The sequence below is a fragment of the Methylobacterium pseudosasicola genome (assembly GCF_900114535.1).
In the GTDB taxonomy this organism is placed as follows: Bacteria; Pseudomonadota; Alphaproteobacteria; order Rhizobiales; family Beijerinckiaceae; genus Methylobacterium; species Methylobacterium pseudosasicola.
Genome location: NZ_FOTK01000045.1, coordinates 13,747 through 39,263, shown reverse-complemented (window position 1 = coordinate 39,263; position 25,517 = coordinate 13,747). Strand labels below are relative to the sequence as shown.

Below are 25,517 nucleotides of genomic sequence, written 5' to 3'. Positions count from 1 at the left end.
ACCGCACAGCCAAGGTCCGATGGCATGCGCCCATCTCTCGCCAAGGTGACAGCCGAGAAGGCAGCGCGGCGGCAGGCGATGGGTCGCCGAGACCTATCCTTCCTTCACGGATCCCAAGTTTCCGCAGACGCTTCAGCCCCCACCCTGTCATCCCGGGGCGCCGCAGGCGAGCCCGGGATCCAGATCCGCCGACGGCGCAAGTCGTTGATCCGACACTGGTTCTGGATCCCGGGCTCCGCTTCGCGGCCCCGGGATGACGGGGTTGTTTTCAGGACGGCCTCTGCAAAGACCAGGGATCGCCGGCCAAGCGGGACGGTCCGATGCCGATTGCCGCCGCAAACACCTTAAAAGGGCTGGGGCTAGGCCGCTCTAGAAATGCGACGGACCAACCTGAGGCATCGCAATGAGTGGCGATCCTCGACGTCCCGACGCCGTTCAGGCTCGCTGTCTCTCAGACGCCGGACGTACCTGTGAGAAGCTGCGCGGCGTCGCTGACGACGCATGTGGTGCTTCATAGCGACGTCAGCGACGCCGGCGGGCCCTTGGCGCGGGAAAGCGGCGAAGCGTGGGATCAGAACGGCTTTCGCCGCCGGGCGGGACGTCCGGCGGCGGCGCGGATGGGAACGTGGATCTCAGGCTGCCTGACGCTGCCGGTCCGCGGTTCGATCGAGCATGCGCGCGAGATCCTGGGATCCGAACGGCTTGCGTAGCCACCTGAAGGTCGTTGAGGAACGTGCAGGCACGGCCTCCGCAGCCATGAGTACGATTTCAACCGTGGGATGTGTGCGCGAGACTATTTCGGCGAGATGCGCGCCATTCACCGCCGGTATCGTATGCGCGCAGAGCAGGACCGTGAAATCGCGGCGGCTGCCGAGGGCGGTGCACGCTTCCTCGGATGAGGCCACCGATTCAACGACGTATCCGAGCGCCGCAAGGCTTTCAGCGGTCGCAGCCCGCATGACCGCATCGGGTTCGACGAGGAGGATCGCCCGCGCGTCGGCCGCGTCGCATGCTGGAGCCGCCCCGGCGGACACATCCCTGGCGGCGGGGAAGGACAGGGTGACCGTGCTTCGGTCGTCCAGGTTCTCGACTGTCACGTCGCCGCCGATATCGGTCAGGAGTTCGTGGATTGCAGCCATTCCCCGACCGGCGCGAAACGCCGTCGCGGTGGTCAGGACGATCCGCAACCCGATACCGGGCGGACCGGGATCGGTCTCGATCGCGAGCGAGGCCGTCGCGTCCGGAGGCAGCGATTCCGAAGCGTCGCTCGCGAGGTTGAGCAGCGCGACTTCGAGCTGGCGACCGGTGCAGCCGAGGGGTGGCAGGCGTTCCACAAGGGGCTGGGTGATGCTGAGCTGGGGTAGGATTGCGGTGCCGATGAGTTGCAGAGTCTCCGTGATGGCCTGGGCTGCGCCGATTTCCGGCATCGGGCCGCCGTCGCGGCTCACGACCGCGGCCAGCTTGCGCGTCAGTGCGGTGCCCCGCGTCGCTTGACGGATGACGGTCTCGATACCGTTCCGATGCCGGGCGTCCCGCGCTTCGGGGTCGAGGGCCGTGGCCGCCGCCACGACGGTGATCAGGGTCGCGCCGATTTCGTGCGCGAGGCCCGCGATGACTGCGTGGGTGTGCGCCTCGACCGGCGCTGTGGGCGATCCGTCCGGCTGCGCGATCGCGACGGAATTCGCCGGCTTCGGAGCCGGAAGCGCGATGAGCCCGACCTCCCGGCTCAGAACATGCAGACGGACCGGCTGCCCGTTCGATGCGACCGCGATCAAGCGGAGCAGAAGCCGTTGGCCGGTGACATCCTCGCGTCCTGCCACGGTACGCACGGCAATCTCACGGATCGAGCCGGGCGTCTCGCAGGCTGCGCGCATGGCTTGCTGCAACAATCCCTGATCTTCCTCTTCCACCCGCGACAGCACGCGATCCAGTTGATCCGCCCGCTCGGACGTGCTGTCCGCCATATCGGCCGATCCGCCCGCCCAGGTCACATGGCCGTTTCGGAGATCGACCTCCCAGCAGGTGAAGCCGCCGAGCAGTTTCACCGCGCGGACGCGATCGCGGCTGCGGGCCAAGGCCGACCGAGCCTCCTGCTGGATTCGTTCCCGACCCACGCTTCGACCAATGCACGCGCCGACGGCATCGGCGAGATCCGCGATCTCGGCGATCGCGGTCGCGGCCGGCAGCAAGGTGACCTGATCGGTGGTGGCCGCATTGCGGATGCTGGTGAGCGAGCGCGTGAGGCGTCCCCCAAGCAGCCACCCCGACAAAGCGGCGAGGGCCGCCAATCCGAGGATCAGGGGCAATGCGGATCCCAGCGTCGTGGCGTCGACCTCAGGCTGCCGGCTCCCCTTCGCGATCACGAACCATCCGAGAGCGGCCTCGTCCCCGACCGCGGCATTCGCCTCGCGGACTTCGCCTCGCGCCACCGGCACGCCGGATTGGTAGATCGAGCGCCCACCGGCGTTCATGATCTGCACCGAGGCCGTGCGCGCCGCCCCCCCGAGGATGCGGCGCGCGCCCGCCACGGCTTCCTCCACCCATGTCGGCGTCACCTGAATCGCCAGCACGCCGGATGCTGCCGTGCCGCCGCCTCGGACGGGCGTCGCAACGATGACGTTCCGGGGGATCTCGGCGCCGGGTCGGGCGCGCTCGCTGGCATCGCCGATCACGACGCCGGACAAGGCCCGCGCAAACCAAGTCGTCCCCGACACGTCAGCGCTGAGGAGGGATCCGCTCGCCGCGGCCAACACCCGCCCCGATCGATCGGCGAAAAGGATATCGGCGTATTCCGGATGCAGGCTGCGCCAACGTCCGAGGAACTGTTGCACCGCCGGTAAGCGGGGTTCGCGATCGAACACCGCGTTCTCGGCTGCGAGGCTGGAATCACGCCCGATCGCCGCGAGACTGTCGCTCAACCGCTCCGAGACGGCCCCTGCCACACGCTGCATCTCCTCATCGAGGGCGCGCAGGGCTGCCGGGTCTCTGGATGGATTGGTCACGATCACGCCGGCGCTGCCGCAGCAGACCGCCAGCGCCAAAAGCGCCGCGAGGAAGCTCCTGAGCGATAGCCACCTTTCGAATTGCATCATCAGTGCTCTTTGCAGGCAAGATCAAATTGTCTGTTAACTTTCCTTCAATACCACGGTGTATATGGTTAATTTATTCTTAATGTGCGCCGGTAGGCACTTTATCATCGCTGATTAAGATCTGCTGTTTCTTGCCCCACCAGGCACCGCGTGGGCTTCATGCCTCCAATCGGAGGCGGGACGTTCCTGAGCGACGAGCCATGGGCTGCTCGGGAGCCGTTGATCGAGACGTGTCGACCGACGGCGAAGACGCTACTGCAGAAGCTGCGGCGTACGCGCTCGGCTATTCTGCGCCGACATTGGAACGGCGCCGAGTGGCGCGCGATCCCGCAAAACTTCGGGCCGTGGTGGCGTACGGTGCAGATCGTCATCCGGTGATCGCGCGGCGGGCGCGGAAGCGTCGGAGCTCGACGGCGTGTTGAAGAGCTGAGCGTTTGTGCGCGGCCTAAGCTTCGTAGCGAGCGGCGGCTGGCCGTGCCGGTGGACGATCATCGCCTTGACTACACCGGGTTCGAAGGCGTCATCCCGACGCGCACTTACGGGGCGGGCGCTGAGCTGGAGTGGGACCGTAGCGTTTGCGAGCGGGGCGGCGACGCGGTGGCCGTTCTCGCCGCAGACTCATTCAGATTCTAAATACATAGCAAGAAGCTGACAGCTGAGTGGCGGCTGGTGCGGATGAAGACCAAGCCGAACGCAGGACGAGCGTCGTGGCTGCTAATCAAAGGCCTGACTGTTGGCGCTCGTCCACACTGGGCGTCCGACTTTCTATTAGAGCAGCCGCTTTCCGTGATCTCGGGCCGCGCCATTGAACAGATCACCCCCGGGAATGACAGATTGAATTTCCTAGGATAACCCAAGTGCCACGTTTGCACACGCTGCAGGGGAAGAAGGCCTGCCGCCTTCTCAGTTCGAATGGCTTTCGGCAGCGTACGAAGGTCCGCTTCCGGGACCTAACCTCAAACCGCCAAACATCCTCGATGGGCACAAAGCCGAGTGGCCGGTTAGGCGCCCACTTGCGATCAAGCATGGCGTGGTCTGGCCGAAAGCCGCTGGTCTGCTTCTGGGAGTAGCCGCCGTAAAAGCAGACGTGCTCCTACCGACCTAACACAGTCGGTCAGACGGACCCGCATCAAAGGGTTTTCCGTGGTCCGTCGCGTTCGACCGGTTCGACTACCAGCAGCATCACCGCCATCGCCAGGAGCGCCGAGGCGCCGAGGAACAGGAAAACGGCATCCCAGCTGTAGGTGTCGAGGAGCAGCCCGGTCAGGAAGGGAAACAGCGCGCCTCCGGCCTGTCCGCCGGTATTCACCACCGAGACGGCCAACGGATAGGCGTCCTTCGTCGTTAGCCCAGCCGGATAGACCGTGAAAGAGGAGTAGCCCACGTTCAGCAGGAAGCCGGTGAGGAACAGAAGGATCGCGAGGGTCACCGGTTCGTTCGGCGCATGGATGAGTGCGACCATCATGAACACGGTCGAGACCGTGCTGATCAGGATGGTCGGCTTGCGCCGCTTGCCGACGATCCGGTCGGAGAACAGGCCGCCCATGATGTTGCCGAGCACGCCGCCGACGAACGGGGCCGAGGCGACAAACCCGACGTTCATCAGCGAGAAGTGTTTGACGGTGGTCAGATAGGTCGGCAGCCAAGCGAAGATGACGTTGATGATGCCGGTCATCATCAGATAGCCGATGGCGAGCCCCCAGATATTGCCGGAGGCGAACGTCTCCTTTGCCGTGGCGATGGGGCGGACCGGCCGTCCCCGGATGACGCGATCAAGGCGGACGAAGCGCGTCGTGCCAGCCGAACTCGGCGCCGTCGACGGCGTGGGGCCGGTAGGTGTGGCCGCGAATCCGCTGCCAATATGAGCCGCCTCGGCCGGGGATACGAAGCGGCTGCGGGCCGGCTCGTCCACCACAAGGACGTACCAGAGCACGGCAAAGACCAACCCTGGTAGCGCGCAGATGAAGAAGACGTACTCCCATCCGAGCGTGGCGATGATCAGCGCACCGAGCGGCGGTACGATGACGGGACCGAACTTGGCGGCCGCGAGGAAGAGGCCGACCGCAGTGCCTTTCTCCTGGGCTGGGAACCACCGGTTCATGGTCGAGAGCATGGTGACCGGCAGCGGTGCCTCGGCAAAACCGAGGGCGAGCCGATTGAGCTTCATGGCCAGCGCCGAGCCCGTCGTGCCCAGGACTCCCGTGAAGAGCGAGGTCAGGATCATGAAGATCGGGAAGACGATCCGCGTGCCGAGACGCTTCACCAAGAGCCCTGCGGGGATCTGCATGACCGAGTATCCCACAAAGAACAGGCTGACGACGGCGCCGGCCTCCGTGTTGGTCATCGCGAATTCCTTCTTCACGAAGGGGAGCACGATGCCGATGTTGGCCCGGTCGGCCGCTGCCAAGGTGTAGACGATGAAGATGAGACCCATGACGACCCAGCGATACCGGGTCATCCGCTCCGTCGTGGGAATCACCCCCGCCGTGGCTGCACCTTTGGCCATGTCCGTTTCCTCCGATAGCGCGCCGCGCAGCGTTGGAGCCCGTTGATCGTGCTCAGGATCCTTCAGACGGGATCATTTGGTCGCCGCAGATGATGGTCTTCCTCACGCGGGGCGCCCATGCCCGGACACTCTCTGTCGTCCGGTCTGTTCCGCCTCAGCGTCGTGCGGACTCCGCCACGGCGGCGCGGATGATCGGCTCGCGCATGCTGACCACGGTGAGGAGGGTCAGCAGCGAGGTCGAGGCGAGGAACAGGAACACCGCGTCCCAGCTCGCCCAATCGAGCACCACACCGACGACGAAGGGCGCGAAGGCGCCACCGAGCGAGCCGCCGGTGTTGACGATCGCGGCCGCCAGCGGGGTCTTCTCCTTGGTGGTCAACCCCATCGGGTAGACGAGGAAGGTCGAATAGCCGAGGTTGAGCAGTAGGCCCGTTGCGGTGAACAGTAGCGCGAGAAGCCACGGGTCGGCCGGCGAATAGATCAGACCGTACATCGTGACGATAGTGGCCGCCGAGGTTAGAAGCATCATCGGCTTGCGCCGGCCGCCGAGGAGCTTGTCGGAGATCAGGCCACCGAGCACGTTGCCGATGATGGCGCCGATCCACGGCGTCGAGGCGACAAAGCCCATCGCGAAGAGCGGATACTTCTTCACGGTGACAAGGTAGGTCGGCACCCAGGTCATGATGGCGTAGGCGATGCCGACCATGAAGAAATAGCCGATCGCGCAGGCCCAGACGTCCCAGGAGCACAGCACGTCCCGGGTAGTGGAGAGCGGCGTACAGATGCGAGCTCGGATCAGCCGATCGAGGAGCGGCATCTCCTTATGCGCCGGCATCGGCTTGCCCGCCGCCGCGCCCGGCCCCGTTTCGATCTGTGTGAGTTCGGCCTCGGAGACGAACCGGCTGCCCTGCGGGGTATCGCGCACCAGCAGCAGCCACGCCGCAGCCAGCGCGAAGCCCGGCACCGCGAAGACGAAGAACACTTCGCGCCATCCAAAATGGTAGATGATGAAGGCGCAGAGCGGCGGTACCAACGCCGGTGCGGCCTTGATCGAGGCCATGAATACGCCGGTGGCCGTGCCCTTCTCCTGCGGTGGGAACCAGCGGTTGATGATAGTAAGGATGCCGATGTTGATCGGTCCCTCGGCGACGCCCAGGGCGGCGCGGCCGATTTTGAGTTGCAGCGCGCTCCCGGCGAAGCCCATGCAGAAGGTTGCAATCGAGGTCGCGATCATCGCCAGGCTGAACGGCCAGCGCACGCCGAAACGCTGATAGATCAGGCTGAACGGCACCTGGATGATGGCATAGCCAATGTAGAAGAGGCTCGCGAGCGCACCGATATCAGTGTTCGAGAGCTCGAACTCCTTCTTCATGTAGGGCACGACGACGCCGATATTGGCGCGGTCGGCCCCCGCAATGAGATAGATGAGGAAGCATAGGGTCAGTACGACCCAGCGGAAACCGCTTTTGGCCGGCCGGTCCGCAGCCGCGGCGCGGGTATCGAGGGCGAGGTCGGCACGCATCTCAGCACACCTCCAGCACAGAACGGCCGTCGGCGACGATGCAGTCGGCAGGCGGGGATCGGCCGGTGAGTATGTCGACAACGGTCCTGGCCGCGATCAGGTTGGTGCGGGCGAGGCCGCCATAGGTGGCGGCAGCCGTGTGCGGCGTGGCGACGACCCTTTCGAGTGCGATCAGCGCGTTGGCGGCTTTGCTGGCCGCGGGGTCCTTCTCGGCCTCGAAAACGTCGAGACCTGCTCCAGCGATATGGCCGGATACGATCGCCTCGTAGAGGTCTCGTTCGTTCACCAGCCCGCCCCGGGCGGTGTTGATGAAGATCGCGCCCGGCTTCATCCGGGCCAGGGCGGTCCTGTCGATCAACTGCGCCGTCGAGGCGTCGAGAGGCGCGTGCAGGGTGACGAAATCCGACTCGCTCAGCAGCATGTCCAGATCCACCCGCGTGACCCTATGGGCGGCGGCAAAACCGTCATCCGGCACGATGTCGGTGGCGAGGATCCTGACGTCGAAGCCGCCGAGGCGGCGGGCGACGCAGCGGCCAATGCGTCCGAGCCCAACGATGCCGACCGTACTGCCTGTCAGTTCCTCGCCAATGCGGTAGGTCCAGTCGCCTGTTCGGAGGGACGGTGGGAAAGTCGCCAGCCGCTTGGCCACCGCGAGCATCAGACCGATCGTGTGGTCGGCCACCGAGGGGCTGTTGCCGCCGGCGGCAATGGTGACGACCTTGCCGAGTCTCGCAGCGGCGAGATGATCAATCTGCTCGAAGCCGACGCCGCGGCGCGCCAGGACCTTCAGCCGGGGAAAACGCGCCATCAGGTCGTGGCCGACGAATGTGCTTCCGAGGATCCAGCCGTCAACATCGTCCAGGAGGTCCGGCAGCGTGTCGGGCGCGGGGTCTGTATTGTTGAGTTCTGGCTGGCGCACCGCGAAGCCCTGCTCTTCGAGATAGGCCCGCGCTCCTGGGTTGAAGCCCCGCGGCGTGACGAGCACCCGCATCCGATTCGCGATTGGGTTCATGGGGGCGTCTCCTCTTCGCTCGACTGGGCAGATCGGCACCATCGCCGGCGCCCCTCTTCGGGGGCCTCGCCGGTCGGATGCCCCCGCCGCGCGCGCCGGGGGCCGACTTGATGAAACCGCGAGTGGCTTGAGACCGTCTCACTCAGCCGGTGGTGACCTTGCCGTAGCGGCCGTCGTAGCGGCCCGCGTGGATCATCTGAATGACTTCCGCCTCGCGCTGCTCCTGCGTGCGCACCGCTTCGAGCAAGGAGGGCGCGATCGAGGCCGGGAAGGTCACGACCCCGTCCTCATCGCCCACCACCACATCGCCGGGATTGACGGTCCAGCCGCCGATGGAGACCGGTATGTTGGTCGCCCCGGGCCCCTGCTTGTAGGGCCCCCGATGGATCGCTGCCCGCGCGTAACACGGGAAATCGGAGGAGGCGAAGACGCCCGAGTCGCGGATCGCGCCGTCGATGACGAAGCCGGCGCAGCCCCGGCTTTCGGCGATGGCCTTCATTATGTCGCCCACGAGCGCCCGGCTAGTATCGCCGCCGCCCGCGACGATCAGCACGTCGCCGGGGCGGACCTCGTTGAGGGCCTGATGAATGGCGAGGTTGTCCCCGGAGCGAACTTGCACGGTGAAGGCCGTACCGACGAGCTTGCCGCTGCGATGGAACGGGCGCAGCCCGACGAGGCCGGGCAAACGGTCGAGGTTGTCACTGATCGATGGCGTCGTGGCGTCGCGGAAGGCGGCGATCAAGGCCGGATCGACCGCCGGGGCGGACGGATTAAGGCTGACATTCGCCACGGCATTTCTCCATTTTCTTTGATCGAGGACAGTACGGGCTTGAGCGCAAAGGAGAACCCGTGTTTTCCCTGCTTCTAGAGCAGGAAATTCCAGGTCTTGAATACGCGCTTCCTCAGCACTCTCTGCGCCGTGGCCGACACCGGCTCGCTGGCCGGGGCGGCCCGCGCCATCGGGCTGTCGAGTGCCGCCGTTGCCGAACAGATTCAGGCTCTCGAACGGGGGTTGGGTGTCCGGCTTGTCACCCGTCTCGGGCGCGCTGTGACCCTGACGGACGAGGGGCGCGCCGTCGTCGGTGCGGGACGGGAAATCCTGAGGCGGGTCGCGGATCTGACGCAGGTGGCCCAACTCGGACGGCTCAGCGGCACCCTGCGGATTGGATCGGTCTCGACCGCTCTGATGTCGGTCGTGCCGCCGACCCTAAGATATATGGCTGAGCATCACCCGGAAATTGCCCTCAAGATCGTGCCTGGCACCTCGTCCCAGCTTCTCTCCATGTTGGAGAACGGCGCGATCGACTGCGCCATCACGGTCAGGCCAGCCTTCGAGATCGCCAAGGAGTTCGGCTGGCATCTGATCCGGGAGGAGCCCTTGACGTTGGTATACCCGGCCGAATTCTCCTTTGGCAGAATCGAGGAGTGCCTATCTTCTTCGTCGATCATCAGCATGTACAGGAATTCGCCGACGGGACGGATCGCGGAGAGGTTTCTTCAGGACAAGAAGATCATCGCGAAGGAACTCTTCGAAATCGAGGCCGCCGAAGTTATCCTCGTGCTGGTCTCGCAGGGCCTCGGCGTCTCTCTTCTGCCGGATTACGGCTTCGAGTCGAGCCGGGAGCGCCGCATCCGAAAAGTGGCCGTCGGCGACCGCGCTTATAGCAGGCAGGTCGGCATCCTCTATCGGCGGGGTGCGCGTATCTCCCTCATCGATGCATTTCATGCCGCCATCGAGAATGATTCAGTCTCGTAGATGCCGCGCGGAGGGGATTTTTTCACTCGTCGAGCTCCAAGACTTGGCAGTCGAACCCTCTCGGACCATGCGGCAGGTCGGTCTGCAGCCTTTTAAGCCTTGAAGGTTCCACCTGCGCCCCGGTGCGAATGTAATGACGTCTCGCGAAGGCATGTCTGCTTTCGGCAATGACGTCGATGCGATCATATAACCAACATGGGCGCGAAGCAGCCGGTCAAAGCCGAATCACGCCCGTGAAGGCTCACCGTAGTCGCGTCGCATCGATGACCAAGAAGTACTGGCAAACATCCGTCCCGAGATTGGTGAAAGCGTGTCCGGCGTCGGCCTCAAAATACAAGCTATCGCCCTCTTCGACCACCACCGCGCGGTCGCCGATCGTGGCGCGGAGGCGTCCCTTCAGCACGAAGATGTATTCCGACACGCCGCGGCGATGGGCGACGAACTCTCCCGTGGTGGCACCCGGCGGGAGCGTGTTGAGGACCCAGTCGATCCCCCGCCCGGGCAGCACCGGAGATAGGCAGCGGCGCAGGAAGCCCGATGCCTCGTCTCGCAGAACCGGCTGGCGGGAGGCTGGGATCAGCAACACCTCCAGCTCGGTGGCAGGCGCCATCAGCCGCGAGAAAGTTACGCCCAGCGCCTCGGCGAGCCGCGAGAGGACCGCCGTCGACGGGACCGCCTCGCCGCGCTCGATCTTCGAGATCATCGAGCGACTGACCCCCGACAGGGCCGCCAAGGCTTCGAGGGAGAGGTCGCGCTCCCTCCGTCTGCGTCGGATCTCCTCGGCGAGCACTTGGATCTGAGAGCGGGCCTCGGCCTCGATCCGAACCCGTCGTACCTCTGTCGTGACCGTCATGCGCGCTTCGTCCCGGTCCTCCGTCCGACGCGTCATCCTTGCGCGCCTCGGGGTCGTTGCGGGGTGATTAGCACACGGCGCCGGGCGGCGCCCGCACGACCAACGTCCCAGTTGGCACGCTGCTTGTACCGCGCAGAGTGGAAATTCATCTTGCAAAGTGGATGCCCGCACATGCTCGACGCCGCCCTGCCGCTGGATACGACACGGTTCGACGAGCCGGATGCGGTCACGCTCACCGATAGACGCCAGATCGTCTGGTCGAGCGTCATCGGGACTACCGTCGAGTGGTACGACTTCCTGATCTACGGTACGGCCAGCGCGCTTGTCTTCAACAAGCTATTCTTCCCCAGCATCGACCCCGTGGTCGGCACCATCGCAGCGTTCGGATCCTACGCCGTCGGGTTCCTCGCCCGTCCGCTGGGCGGGGCGGTCTTCGGGCATTTCGGCGACCGGATCGGGCGCAAGGCCATGCTGTCGCTGACCCTGATGATTATGGGTATCGGTACTTTCCTGATCGGATGCCTGCCGACCTACGGACAGATCGGCATCCTGGCGCCGATCCTTCTAGTGGCCCTACGCCTCGTCCAGGGCATCGGCATCGGCGGCGAGTGGGGTGGGGCCGTGCTGATGGTGGTGGAGAGCGTCCCGCCGGAACGGCGTGGGTTCTTTGGGAGCGTCGTCCAGCTCGGCTACCCGATCGGAGGCATCCTCTCGATCGGCGCCTTCGCGCTGACCGGCCTGATGCCCGAGGCGGCGTTCCTGTCGTGGGGCTGGCGCATCCCGTTCCTGGCGAGCGCCCCCCTCGTCGGGGTCGGCCTGTTCATCCGCCTGCGGCTCCATGAAACGCCCGCGTTCCGGCGAATCAAGAAGCAGGCGGTGACGGCGCGGCTGCCGGGCATGGAGATCCTCACTGAGCATCCCGGCATGTTCCTGAAGGCTGTCGGGCTCAAGGTCTCCGAGATCGCTTACGTGAGCGTCGTCACCGTATTCTCGATCTCTTACGTCACGGGTCAGCTTGGCCTTTCACGGGGTGTAATCCTAAACGGCATCCTGGTCGCCGCCGTCATCGAACTCTTCACGATCCCCGTCTTCGGCTATCTGTCTGACCGCTACGGGCGCAAGACGTTGTTCATCGCCGCCTGCCTGTTCTCGATCGCCTTCGCGTTCCCAATGTTCAGGCTCCTCGACACGCGCGATCCGACAATAATCACCCTGACCGTCGCGGTGGCCCTGAGCTTCGGCCAGGGCATCATGTTCGGAACAGGGGCGGCCTGGATGTCCGAACTGTTCGATGCCCGCTTGCGCTACAGTGGGGCCTCCCTCGGCTTCCAGGTGGGCGCGGCGTTGAGCGGCGGCTTCACACCGCTGATCGCCGCAGCCTTGCTGGCCCGGAGCGGCGGAGCGACTTGGCCAATTTCCGCCTATCTGATCGCGCTCGCGTGCGTGACGCTCGTGGCGACTTTCGCGGCACCGGAAACAGCGCGGCGGCGGATCGACTGAACGGTCCTGCGCAGTCGAAAAACACGCTTTAACCAGTGGACGTGCGTCCACTACAATGGAATGATGTCGGACGCCTGACGCAATAGGAAGACGGATTTGGACAGGATCATCATCGCCACGAAAGCGGCGGCTCCGGCCGTCGGCCCATACGCCCAGGCGACTCGCGTCGGCGACCTCGTCTTCGCCTCGGGACAACTGCCGATCAATCCGGAAACCGGGGCATTTCCGGAGGGCATAGAGGCGCAGACGCGCCGCTCGCTGGCTAACCTCGCAGCCGTGCTGGAAGCTGGAGGTGCCAGCCTCGCGAGCGTCGCCAAGACCACCGTGTTCCTGAAGGACATGAACGATTTCGCCGCGATGAACGCGGTTTATGCCGAACACTTCCCCGGCGCGGCGCGGGCGCGCTCGACAGTCGAGGTCGCGCGCCTGCCCGGCGACGCGCTGGTCGAAGTCGAGGCGATCGCGCTGGCGACGGGGTCGGCGCGATGAGCGCGACATCCGCACCCCGCCATGTCGAAGCCTTCGCGCACGCGGCCGGCTCGGTGGCGACCGGCGTGCCCGGAGGGGCGACCGGCTGGCACGGCACGCTGCTCAACATCCACATTGCGCTGGCGGCGAGCTACGAGATGGAGGAGTTGGCCGAGGCCTACTGCGTCGCTGGCCGCGGCATCGAGGGCGATCGCTACTTTCTCGGGACGGGGACCTACTCGCCCAAGCCGGACACTCGCGAGGTGACACTCATCGAGCAGGAGGCGCTCGATGCTCTCGCGCGCAACGATCCGCCGCTTCAGGGCGGCCCGATCCATCTCGCGCCCGTCGATCACCGCCGGAATCTCACCGTGCGCGGCGTACCGCTCAATCATCTCGTCGGCCGCAGATTCCAGGTCGGTGAGGTGATCCTGCGCGGCGGTCGCCTGAACTTCCCATGCAAGTATCTAGAGGAACTGCTGGGGCAGCCGGTCTACCTGCCGCTCTACAATCGCTCCGGCCTGAATTGCGGGATCGAGCGCGGCGGGATCATCCGCCCGGGCGACCCGATCACCTTGTTGGATTGAGGCCATGTCCGCCCGCATCGTCATGAGGCTGACGGTCGTAGAGGCCGTAGCCACTACGCCGGAGGTGGTGCGGCTGACCTTCGCCCACCCACAGCGTCCCGAACTGCCTGCTTGGGAACCCGGCGCGCATGTCGACCTTCGTCTGCTGGACGGGCGCACGCGCCAGTACTCGCTGTGTGGCGATCCGGCTGATCGGAGCCGGTACGTCCTGGCGATCAAGCGCGAGGATGCGGGCCGTGGCGGCTCGCTGTGGACACATGACAACCTCACCCCGGGCGCCGTCGCGCACGTGTCCCATCCGCGCAACAACTTCGGCGTGGCCGTCGAGGCACGGCGCCATGTCCTGATCGGCGGCGGAATCGGTGTGACGCCGCTCGCCGCCATGGCCTGGTATCTCGCCGCGGGCGGTGCCGATTTCGTCATTCATCTGTGCGCCCGTTCCGCCGAGAATGCCCCGCTGTTGGCCGAGTTGCAGGCGCTCTGCGGCGACCGGCTCCGCTGCTGGTTCTCCTCGGAAGGTTCGCGCTTCGACCCCGTGGCGCTCGGTGCGCCGGAGGACGGCGTTCATATCTATGCCTGTGGGCCTCAAAGGCTCACCGATGCCGTACAGGTCACGTTGGAAACCGCCGGCTGGCCGGTAGAGCAGGTGCATGTCGAGCACTTCGCGCCGATGGCCGACGAGAACTACAAACCGGAACCCTTCGACGCGCTGATCGCCTCGACAGGGGCGGTCGTTCACGTTCCCGCGGATGTCTCGCTGCTCGACGTCCTGCGCCGTCACGGCTTTGCGATGCCCTCGTCCTGCGAGATCGGCGTGTGTGGCTCCTGCGAGTGCGGATACCGGGACGGCACCGTGATCCACCGCGACGTCGTGCTGCCGGTCGCCAAGCGCCAGGACCGGATGATGCCCTGCGTCTCCCGCGCCCGGGTAAACGTCACGCTCGAACTCTGAGGGTCCGCTGCCGATGCGGCCGAGGCCCATCCACCGGTCGGATCCATATTGCTGACGCTGCTGAACCACTCTTTGCGCCGCGGATGGCTCTGAGCGGCCGAAACCAGCGTTGATGGCCGCTTCCGAGTTACCGCCGCGCCCCGTCTAGGTTCCGGCATGGGCGCAAAGCCGAACGTCCGGTCTTGCGCGCGATGGCGCTCCGACGTGACGTGGTCTGGCCGAAAGCCGCCGGTCCGCTTCGAAGGACGTCTGCTGAGAAAGCGGACAGGCCTCGCTTGAATGTCTCGTATCATCACTCTTAAGACAGGTGTCGGCCCTCACGAACAAGGGAGAACTGGTCAGTCCGGCGTAAAGGCTCGACACCGATTTAGCCACTAGAACATCGAATCCATTTGCGGCCGGAGTCCGCGCCCCTATGCTGATCCTGAGCGCATGACCGTGATCTCGCTGATCGTTTCGGACGAGCGGGCTTGCAAGGCTTCAAAGAGCATTGCGTAATCCTCATTCGAACGACATGCGGTTTCGACCTTTCGGCATAGAGTAGCCAGCGATTCAAAACCGACCATGCTCGTTGCCGAGACCATCGCGTGCGCATCCTCAGCGATCTGCTTCCGATCGTGAGAGTTGGAAGACGGTCCGAACCGATGGGTAAGTTCGTCTGCCAACATCGCAAGCAAGCCGACCATGCGCTCGTGGCCGACCAAAACTTGGATCTCCTCGTAAACTGCGTGGTCCAGGCTGGAAGCCGGGGTGCTTTCAGTCCCACCCGACGACCATCGATCTATCGCCGATAGCAGTGCTTCTTGCCGGAACGGTTTGCCGACGTGATCATCCATGCCTGCGGCACGAAACTCCGTAAGCTGCTCCGGCAAGACGTTAGCGGTCATAGCCACGATCGGCACGCGAGCGGCAACGCCGTCCAAGGCTCGGATGCGCCGTGTTGCGCTCATACCGTCCATACCCGGCATCTGAATGTCCATCAGCACGAGGTCGTAGGTCTTAGCCTGCACCGCGGTTACCGCCGCGGCACCGTCGCCGACCACGTCGACGCTGTGCCCGGCGCGCTCGAGGATTGCGCGGGCGAGATCCTGGTTAAGCGGCACATCCTCAGCCAACAGCAGTCGCCGGCCTAAGCGGAAGCCCGCGCTTGATGAAGGCTCGAAGGCAATAGCTGGTTCGGCCGCGATAGGCAGGTCGAGTGCGAACCAGAAGATCGAGCCCTGCCCGATCTCGCTCTCCGCATCGATCGCACCGCCCATACGCTCGACGAGCGCCTTCGAGATCGCCAGCCCCAGCCCGCTGCCGCCGTAGTCGCGTCCGATCGAGCCGTCGACCTGGCTAAAACGCTGGAACAGCCTGTCACGCTTGTCCGCCGGTATGCCGATGCCGGTATCTTGCACCGAGCAGAGTAGACGGACAGCGTCTTCCGACATGGCATCCACGGCCACGTTCAGATCGATCCGGCCTCGTGCGGTGAACTTCACGGCGTTGTTGAGCAGGTTCAGCAACACCTGCCGCAGTCGATCCTCGTCGCCCAACAGCCACGCAGGAACCATAGGATCGAAGCTGACGCCAAGCGTCAGTCCCTTCGCCTCAGCCGAGCCGCGAACGATCGACACCGTGTTGTCGATCAGTGTGACGGGTGCGAACGGCTGCGGGACGATCTCGACCTGTCCGGCCTCCAGCTTCGAGAAATCGAGCACGTCGTTGACCACGGTCAGGAGTGCCGCACCGGCCGTGCGGATTCGTTCGGCGTGCTGACGTGCGCGCAAACTGAGGTTTGGTTCCTCGCATAGGAGATCGGCGTAGCCGATCACCCCGTTCAGGGGGGTCCGGATCTCGTGACTCATCGAGGCCAGGAACTCAGACTTTGCATGGCTCGCGGCTTCGGCCAGAGCCCGGGCCGTCTCCGCTTCGTGCGTCCGCTCAGCTACGCGCTGGGCCAACGTCGCGTTCAGATCGCGTAAGGCCGTCTCAGCTGCATCTCGCGCGGTGTCGTCGCGCACCGTGAGCACGGCGCCGATTTGTGCGCCATCTTGCCCAAGGAGCGGCTGAGCGTTGCCGATAGCAACGACCTCGGTGCCATCCGTCCGTCGAACTCGCCAACGCGCGTCCCGCACTATCTGTCCCGCTACAGCGCGGGCGAGCGGCAGATCGCGCGGCGGGTGAGGTCGGCCATCCTCGGTGAATAGGTGATAGGTGTCGCTGTAGGCATCCGGCTCTATGTCGAGCCGAGCCACGCCGTGGATCTCGGCTGCCGCCTTGTTGACAAGCGTGATCCTCCCTGCGGCGTCAGTGACGATAACGCCCTCGGCAAGCTGCGCCAGAATTGCCGCGCTCGTGGCCGTGGTAAAGTCGGCGCGTGCTCGTGCCTCCTGCAACTGCGCCTCGGTCACGGAGCGGTAACGCGCGTCACTCTCGCGAAGCGCATCCTCCATGGCCTTGCGCTGAGTGATGTCACGCAACGTCGCGACGTACCCGTCCGCCCGGCCCGTCGCCGCGTCATGCGTCAGATTGATCGAGATCTCCAGCCAGACCCAGTGCCCCTGCTGGTGACGATAGCGATGGCAGGTCGTGGTGCGCCCGACGCGCCCGGTCGTCAGGTCGACGAGGGTTTCCGCATAGCCGGTCGCTTCATCGGGATGAACCAAGTCAAGGGTGTGGGTGCCAATTAATTGCTCGGGGGCGTAGCCGAGCACGGCGGTGACGGCGGGCGAGACGTACTGCCGGGTCGTATCCAGGTCGCACCAGATGATGATGTCGGTGGCATTCTCCGCCAGTAGCCGGTGACGCGCTTCACTCTCTCGGATGAGGGCATCCGCCGCCTCGCGCCGTTCGATCTCGCGGCCGAGCAGAAGCAGGGCGCCAACGAGCACGAGCGTCAGCCCTCCGGCCACCGCCCCTTGTACGAGCGCAGACCGACGCCAATCGGCCAACATATCGTCCCGCGCGAACGCGGCGCCGACGTACAAGGGATACTCGTCGAGGAAGCTCAGGGCGACGACGCGCTCGACCCCATCCGTCATGGTGGCCGACCAGTACGGCTTCGTGTCCCGAGCCGGGACGTGTTGCCGATAGTTCTCGCCCTCGGCGAAATTCTTGCCGATGACGGAGGGGAGCGGTGGCGAGCGTACGAGCAGGGTGCCGTCTGATCTCCAAAGGGTAAGCCCCGCGCCCGGCCCGTTATGAATGGCCCCGTACACGCTTTCGAAGGTCTGCGGGTCGACGGTCGCCTGCAGGACGCCGAGAAACGTTCCGTCCGGCCCTTCGATGCGCCGAGCAACGGGGATCAGCACCTTACCGGTCAGGCGCCCGGTGATCGGATTGCCGATCACCACACCAGAATTCGGTCGATCACGCAGTGCCTGAAAGTAGTCGCGATCATGGACATCGAGCGGACGCGCAGGGAAGGCATCCGCTTCGACGGTCGCCCGGCCGTTCCGGTCGATGATGATGATGTTGTTCAGTCGCGAGTGCTGCATCTGATCGCGCAACGCAGTGTGGATTGCTTCCGATGGCAAGTCGACCGCCCGAGGCCCGACCAGGGGCGCTACGGCTCGCAGATAGGTGTCGATGGTCTCGAAGGTGCGAGCGGCATGCTGTTCGAGAGCGTGGGCGGTATTGGCCGCGCGAATCTCGGCGTCGGCGATCTCCTGCGCACGCTGATTGAAAACGGCAAAGCCGACGAGTGCGGGCACGCCGAGGCCGACCGCGAGCGCGGCAGTACGCGCGAGTGTCCCGAGCCTCATCTTCATCGTCGTACAGGCCGCTGCTCAGATCACGTCGGCCACGTCGCCTTCAAGGCCGCCGACCTGAGGAGGCTAGACCACAGGCTGGTGAACAGGCTGTGAGCATACTGGGGGTGTCACGACAGCGTGACTTCGCTGGTGGGTCTCTGCCGTTTCCTCAACCGATGCGATGGACTAGGTAACGAGAGGCGATCAGGATCATGGTCGTGTGCTCGATCGTCGTTATATGGCTCAACGAGCTCTTTGTGACGGCGTGCGGCGCGGGCTGCAGCTTTGCAGGCGGTCTTCCTTGGTCGCCGGGAATTCCAGATAATCCAGCGTCGACGAGATCATCTATAAGTTGCATCGCGCTGCCCCTGATTTGGCTTCCCTGTTTACCGCAGTGAAGGCAGCAACGGGCTTTTACGAGCTCACAAGGGTGAGTTCAGTCAACCGACAGTAGCTAAACGGGGGTAACAGGCCTGCGTCGGAGCAGATGGAACTGCGAGGCGGACATTCGGATCCCGTGCGAGGCTGATGAGTGCGGAGAGCCCAGGCACCACACCACCATCATAACAAATCGAGGCCCCCAGCTCCGAAACAGAGGGGCCAATTCGCCGCGGAGTCCGCACACTCTCCTGCGCAACGGCGCAACGGCGCGATCGGGTGCTGAGCCACGGCTGCGCCGTGCCGCGTCGCACTGGGTAGCCTCCGTCACGGCTGCGCGCTGTGAAGAGCTTGTCCCAGAGCGCATCATTCACAGTGCGGTGACCGACCGTATGACCCACCGACAGATCCAGCATCGAGACCCGCGAGTAATGTTGTTTGACGTCTAACCTTCCGTTTCCTTTCCAGTTCGCGCTCTAGGGACTCGCGCAAATGTGAGGCGGTTCGCCATTCGCGTGGTCGGCTGCGGCCTGGCCTTCAAGAGAGGCGACAACATCTTGATTTTAGAGATGGGCGCCTGATTTCGCGCTCAGGGTCAGATCACCCATCGCGCTACTCTGGCAAAGACGTGACGCACACAACGCGCCACCGTCGGCGACAGCTTAGTGGCACAATCTGCTTGATGATACCGGTCCTACGCCTAAGGGGATGTTGATGAACGAGATGACGATCGACAAGACCAATACAAGATCATACCCCATGGAAGGGAAATGCCCGTTCGGAGGCGACCGTATCGGCGGAGCTCTGGGGAGCCGCCCGGCGCTGGAGAACTGGTATCCCCACCGCCTGAGGGTCGAGCTCTTGCACCAGAACGGGGTCGCTGCCGATCCGCTGGGGCCTGATTTCGACTATGCCGCCGCATTTAATACGATCGACCTCGACGCGCTGAAGAGCGACATCAAGCAGTTCCTGACCTCGTCCGTGGCTTGGTGGCCGTCGGACTACAAGAATTACGGCCCGCAGATGATCCGGATGGCCTGGCACTCGGCCGGCACGTACCGCATCGCGGATGGGCGGGGCGGCGCCGGCACGGGCATGCAGCGGTTCGCACCGATCTCGAGTTGGTGGGACAACGGCAACACCGACAAGTCGCGCCGCCTCCTGCAGCCGATCAAGCACAAATACGGCAACGCCCTCTCCTGGGCTGACCTGATGGTGCTGACCGGCAACTGCGCCCTCGAGATCATGGGGCTGCCGACCTACGGCTTTGCCGGCGGGCGCCTCGACGCCTGGGAGGCGGACAACGCCACCTACTGGGGTCCCGAAGTCGTCGAGATGGGTTCGGTGTCGAGCTTCGACGACATGGTGAACCGCGACAAGCGCTGGCGGGGCAAGAACGGCGACACCGATTACGACCTGGAGAACCCGCTCGCGGCCTCCCACCAGGCGCTGATCTACGTGAACCCCGAGGGGCCCTACGCGAATGGTGATCCGCAGGGCTCGGCCAACGACATTCGCGTGACGTTCACCCGCATGGCCATGAACGACGAGGAGACGGTGGCGCTAATCGCCGGCGGCCACGCCTTCGGCAAGAGCCACGGCATGACGCCCGCCAAGGAGATCGGACCGCCGCCGGAAATGGCGCCCATGGAGGCGATGGGGCTCGGCTGGCACAACCCGAAGGGCACCGGTTCGGGCAAGGACACGATGACCAACGGCATCGAGGGGAGCTGGACCCCCGATCCGACCAAGTGGGACAACGCCTACCTGGAGAACCTCTTCAAGTTCGAGTGGGAGCAGACCAAGAGCCCCGCCGGCGCCCTGCAGTGGACGCCGAAGGACCCGAACGCGCCCAAGACCCCGGACGCCCATGTCGCGGGTCAGATGCATCCGCTCATGATGATGACCTCCGACATCGCCCTGAAGGTCGACCCGGAGTACCGCAAGGTCTGCGAGAAGTTCCTCAGCGACTTCGACGCCTTCACCCAGGCCTTCTCCAAGGCGTGGTACAAGCTCACCCACCGCGACATGGGCCCCAAGCACCGCTACCTCGGCCCGGAGGTCACGATCGAGGACGGCCTGCTGTGGCAGGACCCGATCCCGGACGCCACCTACGCCCCGGTGGGCGAGGCGGAGGTTGCCGCCATCAAGCAGGCCATCATGGCGAAGGGCATCTCGGTCTCGGACCTCGCCTTCACCGCCTTCTCGGCGGCCGCGACCTACCGCGACAGTGACAAGCGCGGGGGGGCCAATGGTGGCCGTCTCGCCCTCGCTCCGCAGAAGGATTGGGCCGTCAATCGTCGGGCCGCCCCCGTGATCGAGGCGCTCCGGGCAGTGATGGCCGCGTTCAACGGCGGGCGCAGCGACGGCAAGCAGGTCTCGCTCGCCGACCTCATCGTGCTCGGTGGTTGTGCCGCCGTGGAGAAGGCCGCCCTGGACGCGGGCATCGAGACGCGCGTGCCCTTCACGCCTGGCCGGGTCGACACCACGCAGGAACTGACGGACATCGAGATGTTCGAGTGGCTGAAGCCTGTTGTGGACGGCTTCCGCAACTACGTCGATGACGGGTTCGGAGCGATCGCGCCCAGCCTGTCGCCGGAGGAGATGTTTCTCGACAAGGCCAACCTGCTGACGCTGACCGCACCGGAATGGGTGGTGCTGACCGGTGGCCTACGCGCCCTCAACGCCAACCACGACGGGTCGAACACGGGTATCTTCACCGACCGGGTGGGCGTGCTGACGACCGACTTCTTCCGCAACCTGACCGACACGGATCTCGTCTGGGAGAAGGCCGACACGGCCGGGACGACCTTCACGCTCAAGGACCGCAACAGTGGGCAGGCGAAATTCGACGCCACCCGCAACGATCTCGTCTTCGGGTCGAACGCGCAGCTGCGCAACATCGCCGATGCATATGCCGGCAGCGATGGACAGACTCGGTTTGTGGCCGATTTCGTGCGGGTCTGGGACAAGGTGATGATGCTCGACCGTTACGACGTGAAGGGGCACCGGCGCTCCGGGCCCATGGCGGCCTGATCCGCCGCCGTCGCGTCAGCCGACCCCCCCCCCGTCCCACCGCTCGGCGGGACGGGGGCAAACAGGGAGAGTCTTCACGGGTCTGGAATCGCGTATCGCCAACGCGTTTTCCTCTCCGTCGCTTTGTTTGTGTGAGCACAGGCCGCTGATGACACGACGTGATCTGCGCGATCACAGACCGAAATTCCGGAAATCGAGCGCGCATCGACGGCATCAGCTTCTCACGCCGCCACAGGCGCTGCGGCCTCGCGGCAAGCGTCATTTCGGTTCGGGCGCGGCCGGCGATCCGGCCCGGCAGCGGCATGGTCGCTAGATCGTCACCGGGGATCGATTGAGAGCAAAGCGCTTGTGCACTAGCTTCTTTCTGCCGGCCCCTATCCGAGATGGCCGCTCCTGCACGCCATGCAGGTTGAAACAGGAGGACAGCGCATGACCGCACATGCGACCGGGGATCCGGGGCAAGCGCAGCCCTGGGGGCACCACAATACGGTGACGGTGGTCGATCCGTCGCCGGTGAATTGGCTCTCCATCACCTGGAATACGATGGAGGAGGCCAACCGCGTCGACCACGACGGGATCGGCCAGCCGAGCCTCGCTCAAGCTTGGCGCTGGCTCGACGGCGAAACCCTTGAACTGACGATGCGCGACGCGGTCTATCAGGACGGCGAGCCGTTCAACGCCGCGATGTTCAAGCTCGGCTTCGACAAGGTGCAGGAATGGACCAACCCGCATCCGCCGGGCGCCTTCCTGAACTTCGCCCGGGACGTCACCTGCGAGGCGGTGGATGACCGCACGATCCGGATGCGCTTCCCCGGCGGCGATTCCGCGGCGCTGATGAAGCTGCGCGGCATGCACCTGCCCTCGACGCGCTTCTGGAACGAGTGGGGATTCGTCGACCCGAAGACGGGGTCGGCCGAAGGCCATTGGTGAGTGATTGACGCGCCTGGTCCGTGGGGGACTGGCCCGTTCGTGCTCACTGAAGGCGTTTCGCTGATCGATTCGCGCTCCGACCGCGTGGTCATGGAGCCCAACGAGACCTATTGGAATCCCGACCGCAAGCCGACGGTCCGAATCATCTACGACAACGTGATCGGCAAGACCGAGGGCATCAAGTCGGTGGCGGCCGGTGACGGCCGGGTCGACGTGGTCTTCGACCTAACACCGGACGAGGCCAAGGCCTTCCCGGCGAGCGAGCATGGCAAAATCCAGACGCAGAAGGCGAAGACGATCCTCACGGGGGTCTTCAACGAGAACCGTCCGGACTCGCCCTGGCGCAACCCGGAGGCTCGCCGAGCGCTGAACCTCGCCATCGACCGGCAGGCCGTGCTCGATCAGGGCGCATACGGCTACGGCACGGTGATCCCGGCCTTCATCCAGCCCGGTCGCTACGGCGCCGACCCTGGCATGAAGCCGTTCTCCTACGACCCCGAGGCCGCCAAACGGGCGCTCGCGGCGGCGGGGATCGGCGGGCGGGACTTGGTGTTCGTCGCCTCACCCGCCTGGAAGGGCGTCGTCGAGGCGATCGGGCACTGCCTCTCGAAGGTCGGCCTTGGCTGCCGCTTCGTCAGTGCCAAGGAGGAGCCCCCGGAGGATTTCGACGTCAAGCTCGAATGGTACTTCGACTGGACGCCGCAATATCCGGTGGCCTGCGTGCATCGGGAGTTCTTCGGGAAGGACGCGACCCTTCGCCAGGGACCGGAGGATCCGGAGTTCGACGCCCTCTACGATAAGCTCCTGCACACGTCGCAGGAGCCAGACACGGAGGCGGTCGTGCGTGAGGTCGAACGCTACCTCCAGGACAAGGCCAAGGCCCTGTTCCTGTATTCGCCCTACACGCTGTTCGCCGTTTCGGACCGCGTGGCGTTCACGCCCTACGACACCTGCATGTCGGAACTGGCCGAGACCCGGATCAAGGGTTGAGGCAATGGGCGGCGCGGGGCTCCCCGTGCCGCCCATCGTAGGTGCTAGGCCGACCAAAGCGAGGACACGATGATCGTCGCCACCGCCGGCCATATCGATCACGGCAAGACGACCCTCGTGAAGGCGCTCACGGGGATCGATGCCGACCGGCTGCCGGAGGAGAAGGCCCGCGGCATCACCGTCGATTTAGGCTTTGCCTATACGGACCTCGGCGGCCGCACGATCGGCTTCGTGGATGTCCCCGGCCACGAGCGCCTGGTCCGCACGATGGTCGCCGGCGCCACCGGGGTGGATTTCGCCCTCATCGTCGTGGCGGCCGACGACGGCGTGATGCCCCAGACCCGCGAACACATCGCGATCCTCGACGTGCTCGGTCTCCGCCGCGGCCTCGTGGCCATCACCAAGAGGGATGCGGTCGATGCGCGACGCTTGTCCGAGGTCGCGGCGCAGATTCGGTCCGTGCTCTCCGAGACCGCGCTCGTGCAGACGCCCGTCATCGCCTGCTCGGCTTTGAACGGCGCCGGGATCCCAGACCTAGCCCGGCGTCTCGAAGCGGCCGCAGCCAACCCATCCCCCGCGGCGATCGAAGGCGATTTTCGCCTCGCCGTCGATCGCTGCTTCACCGTCGTCGGCGCTGGCCTCGTCGTCACGGGGGCCGTCCATTCCGGCAGCGTCCGACCGGGCGACACGCTCCTCGTATCCCCCAGCGGGGTTGAAGCACGGGTGCGGGGCCTGCGCGTCGGTCACGACACCTGCGCCGTGGCCGTGGCCGGGCAGCGATGTGCCCTCAACCTGACGGGTCCCCGACTCTCCCGGGCCGGCATTCACCGGGGCGATTGGATCCTGGCGCCGCACCTGCACGGGCCGGCACGCCGCCTCGACGTGTCCCTGCGGGTGCTGCCGAGCGAAACCCGTCCCCTGCGCCATCGAACGCCCGTCCACCTTCATCACGGCGCCGCTTCCGCGACCGGCCGGGTGCTGCTGCCGCAAGGCTCCAGCGTCGAACCCGGTGCGGCGGCGATTGCGCAGATCGTCCTCGATGGCAGCCTGGGTGCGCTGCAGGGCGACCGTTTCGTGTTGCGCGACGTCTCAGCCGCGCGCACCCTGGGCGGCGGGCAGGTCATCGACATCGAGGGACCCCGCCGGGGGGCCTGGGTGCCGGGGCGGCGCAGGGTCGTCGAGGCTCTCGACACGTCGGACCACGGGGCAGCGCTCACCCACCTCCTCGCCCACAGCGAGGCGGGTCTCGATCTCGATCACTTCGCGCGCTCCCGCAACGTTCCGGCCGCGCGCATGGAAGCCCTGTCGCGGGAGGTGGATCTCGTCGCGGTCGAGACGCCGCGCGGGCGCTTGGGCTTTGCCAAAGGCCGGATCACAGCACTCGGAGAGTCGGTCGCCGCGATCCTCGACGACGCACACAGGTTCGAGCCGGACAATCCGGGCCTGACGGTCGACGAGTTGAGCGAACGCGTGGCCAGTATGGACCGCCCCGCCTTGCGGGCGGCCCTCGACCCGCTTCTCGGCGCGGGCCGCATCGAACGGCGGGGGGCGCTCTACCACTTGGCCGGCCACGCGGTCCGGCTCGCTGCACCGGAGGCTGCACTCTATGAAGCCGTCCGCGCTGTTCTTGAGGAGGCGGGGCTCAACCAACCGCGCCTCGCAGATCTCGCCGCACGGGTCGACCGAGAGCCCAAGAACCTGCGCCCTCACCTCGATAAGTTCGGACGCCTCGGATGGCTGAAGCGCGTATCAGGACACTACTACGTCTTGCCCGATGTCTTGGAGGTGTTGGCTGACAGGGCGCGCGCTGTCGCGGCCGAGCATCCCCAGGCACTCCTCACGGTCGGCCGTTTTCGCGAGACCACCGGCATCAGCCGGAACCTGACCATGCCGCTGCTGGCCTATTTCGACGCGCGGGGCCTCACGACGCGTATCGCTGATGGACGCGTGGTTCATCCAGACAATCGCGACTTGTGATATTGATTTGCCCCGCACGGATGGACAAGATCTTTTTCGCCTGGATCATGATTTGAGGCGAACTGGACGAATGAAGAATTGGCCATTCAAGACGTTCACGCAGGCTATCAGGAACGCCAGTATTTGGAGGAATGCCCCCGGTCCACCTTCTGCCGGCTTTCATCGTGCCGCGCATACCCTGCTCCTGACCCAACTTGCGCGCAGGCTATGTGAAGCAGCTCTTA

15 protein-coding genes and 2 pseudogenes are annotated in these 25,517 nt (G+C 65.3%); 10 read left to right on the top strand and 7 right to left on the bottom strand.

Annotated features, from left to right (window positions below; all coding sequences use genetic code 11):
- Positions 1-632: 632 nt before the first annotated feature.
- Entirely contained in the window at positions 633-3,092 is a 2,460-nt protein-coding gene (locus tag BM228_RS28190; protein WP_092045871.1) for a response regulator, read from the bottom strand.
- A gap of 156 nt (positions 3,093-3,248) precedes the next feature.
- Here BM228_RS28190 and BM228_RS28185 point away from each other — a divergent pair.
- Together BM228_RS28185 and BM228_RS36175 are read left to right on the top strand one after the other, a co-directional pair.
- Positions 3,249-3,464, top strand: a pseudogene (locus tag BM228_RS28185) (transposase); the annotation flags it as partial.
- Between the two features lie 51 nt (positions 3,465-3,515).
- Positions 3,516-3,722 carry a DNA polymerase ligase N-terminal domain-containing protein gene (locus BM228_RS36175; RefSeq protein ID WP_092045869.1) on the top strand — a complete coding sequence of 69 codons (207 nt, stop codon included), beginning with the start codon at positions 3,516-3,518 and terminating at the stop codon, positions 3,720-3,722.
- 496 nt (positions 3,723-4,218) lie between these two features.
- Here BM228_RS36175 and BM228_RS28175 read toward each other — a convergent pair whose 3' ends face one another.
- The 4 genes from BM228_RS28175 to BM228_RS28160 all read right to left on the bottom strand — a co-directional run bounded on the left by BM228_RS28175 (position 4,219) and on the right by BM228_RS28160 (position 8,919).
- Positions 4,219-5,595, bottom strand: coding sequence for an MFS transporter (locus BM228_RS28175; RefSeq protein WP_092045868.1), 1,377 nt, complete (start codon positions 5,593-5,595; stop codon positions 4,219-4,221).
- A 154-nt stretch (positions 5,596-5,749) separates the two neighbouring features.
- A complete protein-coding gene (locus tag BM228_RS28170; protein ID WP_092045866.1) occupies positions 5,750-7,117 on the bottom strand; it encodes an MFS transporter in 1,368 nt (455 codons plus the stop codon).
- A gap of 1 nt (position 7,118) precedes the next feature.
- On the bottom strand, positions 7,119-8,108 hold the full coding sequence (locus tag BM228_RS28165; RefSeq protein ID WP_092045881.1) for a phosphoglycerate dehydrogenase: 990 nt from the start codon (positions 8,106-8,108) through the stop codon (positions 7,119-7,121).
- Positions 8,109-8,271: 163 nt separating this feature from the next.
- Positions 8,272-8,919, bottom strand: a complete 648-nt coding sequence (locus tag BM228_RS28160; RefSeq protein WP_092045864.1) for an RraA family protein — start codon at positions 8,917-8,919, stop codon at positions 8,272-8,274.
- A gap of 96 nt (positions 8,920-9,015) precedes the next feature.
- Here BM228_RS28160 and BM228_RS28155 point away from each other — a divergent pair, with 96 nt between their 5' ends.
- Complete coding sequence (locus BM228_RS28155) at positions 9,016-9,885, top strand: LysR substrate-binding domain-containing protein (protein ID WP_092045862.1); 870 nt, start codon at positions 9,016-9,018, stop codon at positions 9,883-9,885.
- Between the two features lie 241 nt (positions 9,886-10,126).
- Here the strand turns inward: BM228_RS28155 and BM228_RS28150 are convergent, their stop codons facing one another.
- Positions 10,127-10,738 carry a helix-turn-helix domain-containing protein gene (locus tag BM228_RS28150; RefSeq protein ID WP_092045879.1) on the bottom strand — a complete coding sequence of 204 codons (612 nt, stop codon included), beginning with the start codon at positions 10,736-10,738 and terminating at the stop codon, positions 10,127-10,129.
- Positions 10,739-10,909: 171 nt separating this feature from the next.
- Between BM228_RS28150 and BM228_RS28145 the strand changes: the two genes are divergently transcribed.
- The 4 genes from BM228_RS28145 (at position 10,910) to BM228_RS28130 (ending at position 14,245) form a co-directional block, all read left to right on the top strand.
- On the top strand, positions 10,910-12,238 hold the full coding sequence (locus BM228_RS28145; protein WP_092045860.1) for an MFS transporter: 1,329 nt from the start codon (positions 10,910-10,912) through the stop codon (positions 12,236-12,238).
- Positions 12,239-12,334: 96 nt separating this feature from the next.
- Entirely contained in the window at positions 12,335-12,727 is a 393-nt protein-coding gene (locus BM228_RS28140) for a Rid family detoxifying hydrolase (RefSeq protein ID WP_092045859.1), read from the top strand.
- Positions 12,724-13,293: an MOSC domain-containing protein gene (locus BM228_RS28135; protein ID WP_092045857.1), complete on the top strand. Its 570-nt coding sequence runs from the start codon at positions 12,724-12,726 to the stop codon at positions 13,291-13,293. Before BM228_RS28140 ends, BM228_RS28135 begins: the two co-directional genes overlap by 4 nt.
- A 4-nt stretch (positions 13,294-13,297) precedes the next feature.
- Positions 13,298-14,245: a PDR/VanB family oxidoreductase gene (locus tag BM228_RS28130; protein ID WP_092045855.1), complete on the top strand. Its 948-nt coding sequence runs from the start codon at positions 13,298-13,300 to the stop codon at positions 14,243-14,245.
- 413 nt (positions 14,246-14,658) lie between these two features.
- Here the strand turns inward: BM228_RS28130 and BM228_RS28125 are convergent, their stop codons facing one another.
- Positions 14,659-18,000 (bottom strand): PAS domain S-box protein, encoded by a 3,342-nt coding sequence (locus tag BM228_RS28125; RefSeq protein ID WP_092045853.1) that lies wholly within the window; start codon positions 17,998-18,000, stop codon positions 14,659-14,661.
- Positions 18,001-19,074: 1,074 nt separating this feature from the next.
- Here BM228_RS28125 and katG point away from each other — a divergent pair.
- The 3 genes and pseudogenes from katG to selB all read left to right on the top strand — a co-directional run bounded on the left by katG (position 19,075) and on the right by selB (position 25,293).
- Positions 19,075-21,396: a catalase/peroxidase HPI gene (gene katG / locus BM228_RS28120; protein ID WP_092045877.1), complete on the top strand. Its 2,322-nt coding sequence runs from the start codon at positions 19,075-19,077 to the stop codon at positions 21,394-21,396.
- Positions 21,397-21,798: 402 nt separating this feature from the next.
- Positions 21,799-23,316 (top strand): annotated as a pseudogene (locus BM228_RS28110) (ABC transporter substrate-binding protein).
- A 69-nt stretch (positions 23,317-23,385) separates the two neighbouring features.
- Positions 23,386-25,293 (top strand): selenocysteine-specific translation elongation factor, encoded by a 1,908-nt coding sequence (gene selB / locus BM228_RS28105; protein WP_092045849.1) that lies wholly within the window; start codon positions 23,386-23,388, stop codon positions 25,291-25,293.
- Positions 25,294-25,517 lie beyond the last annotated feature (224 nt).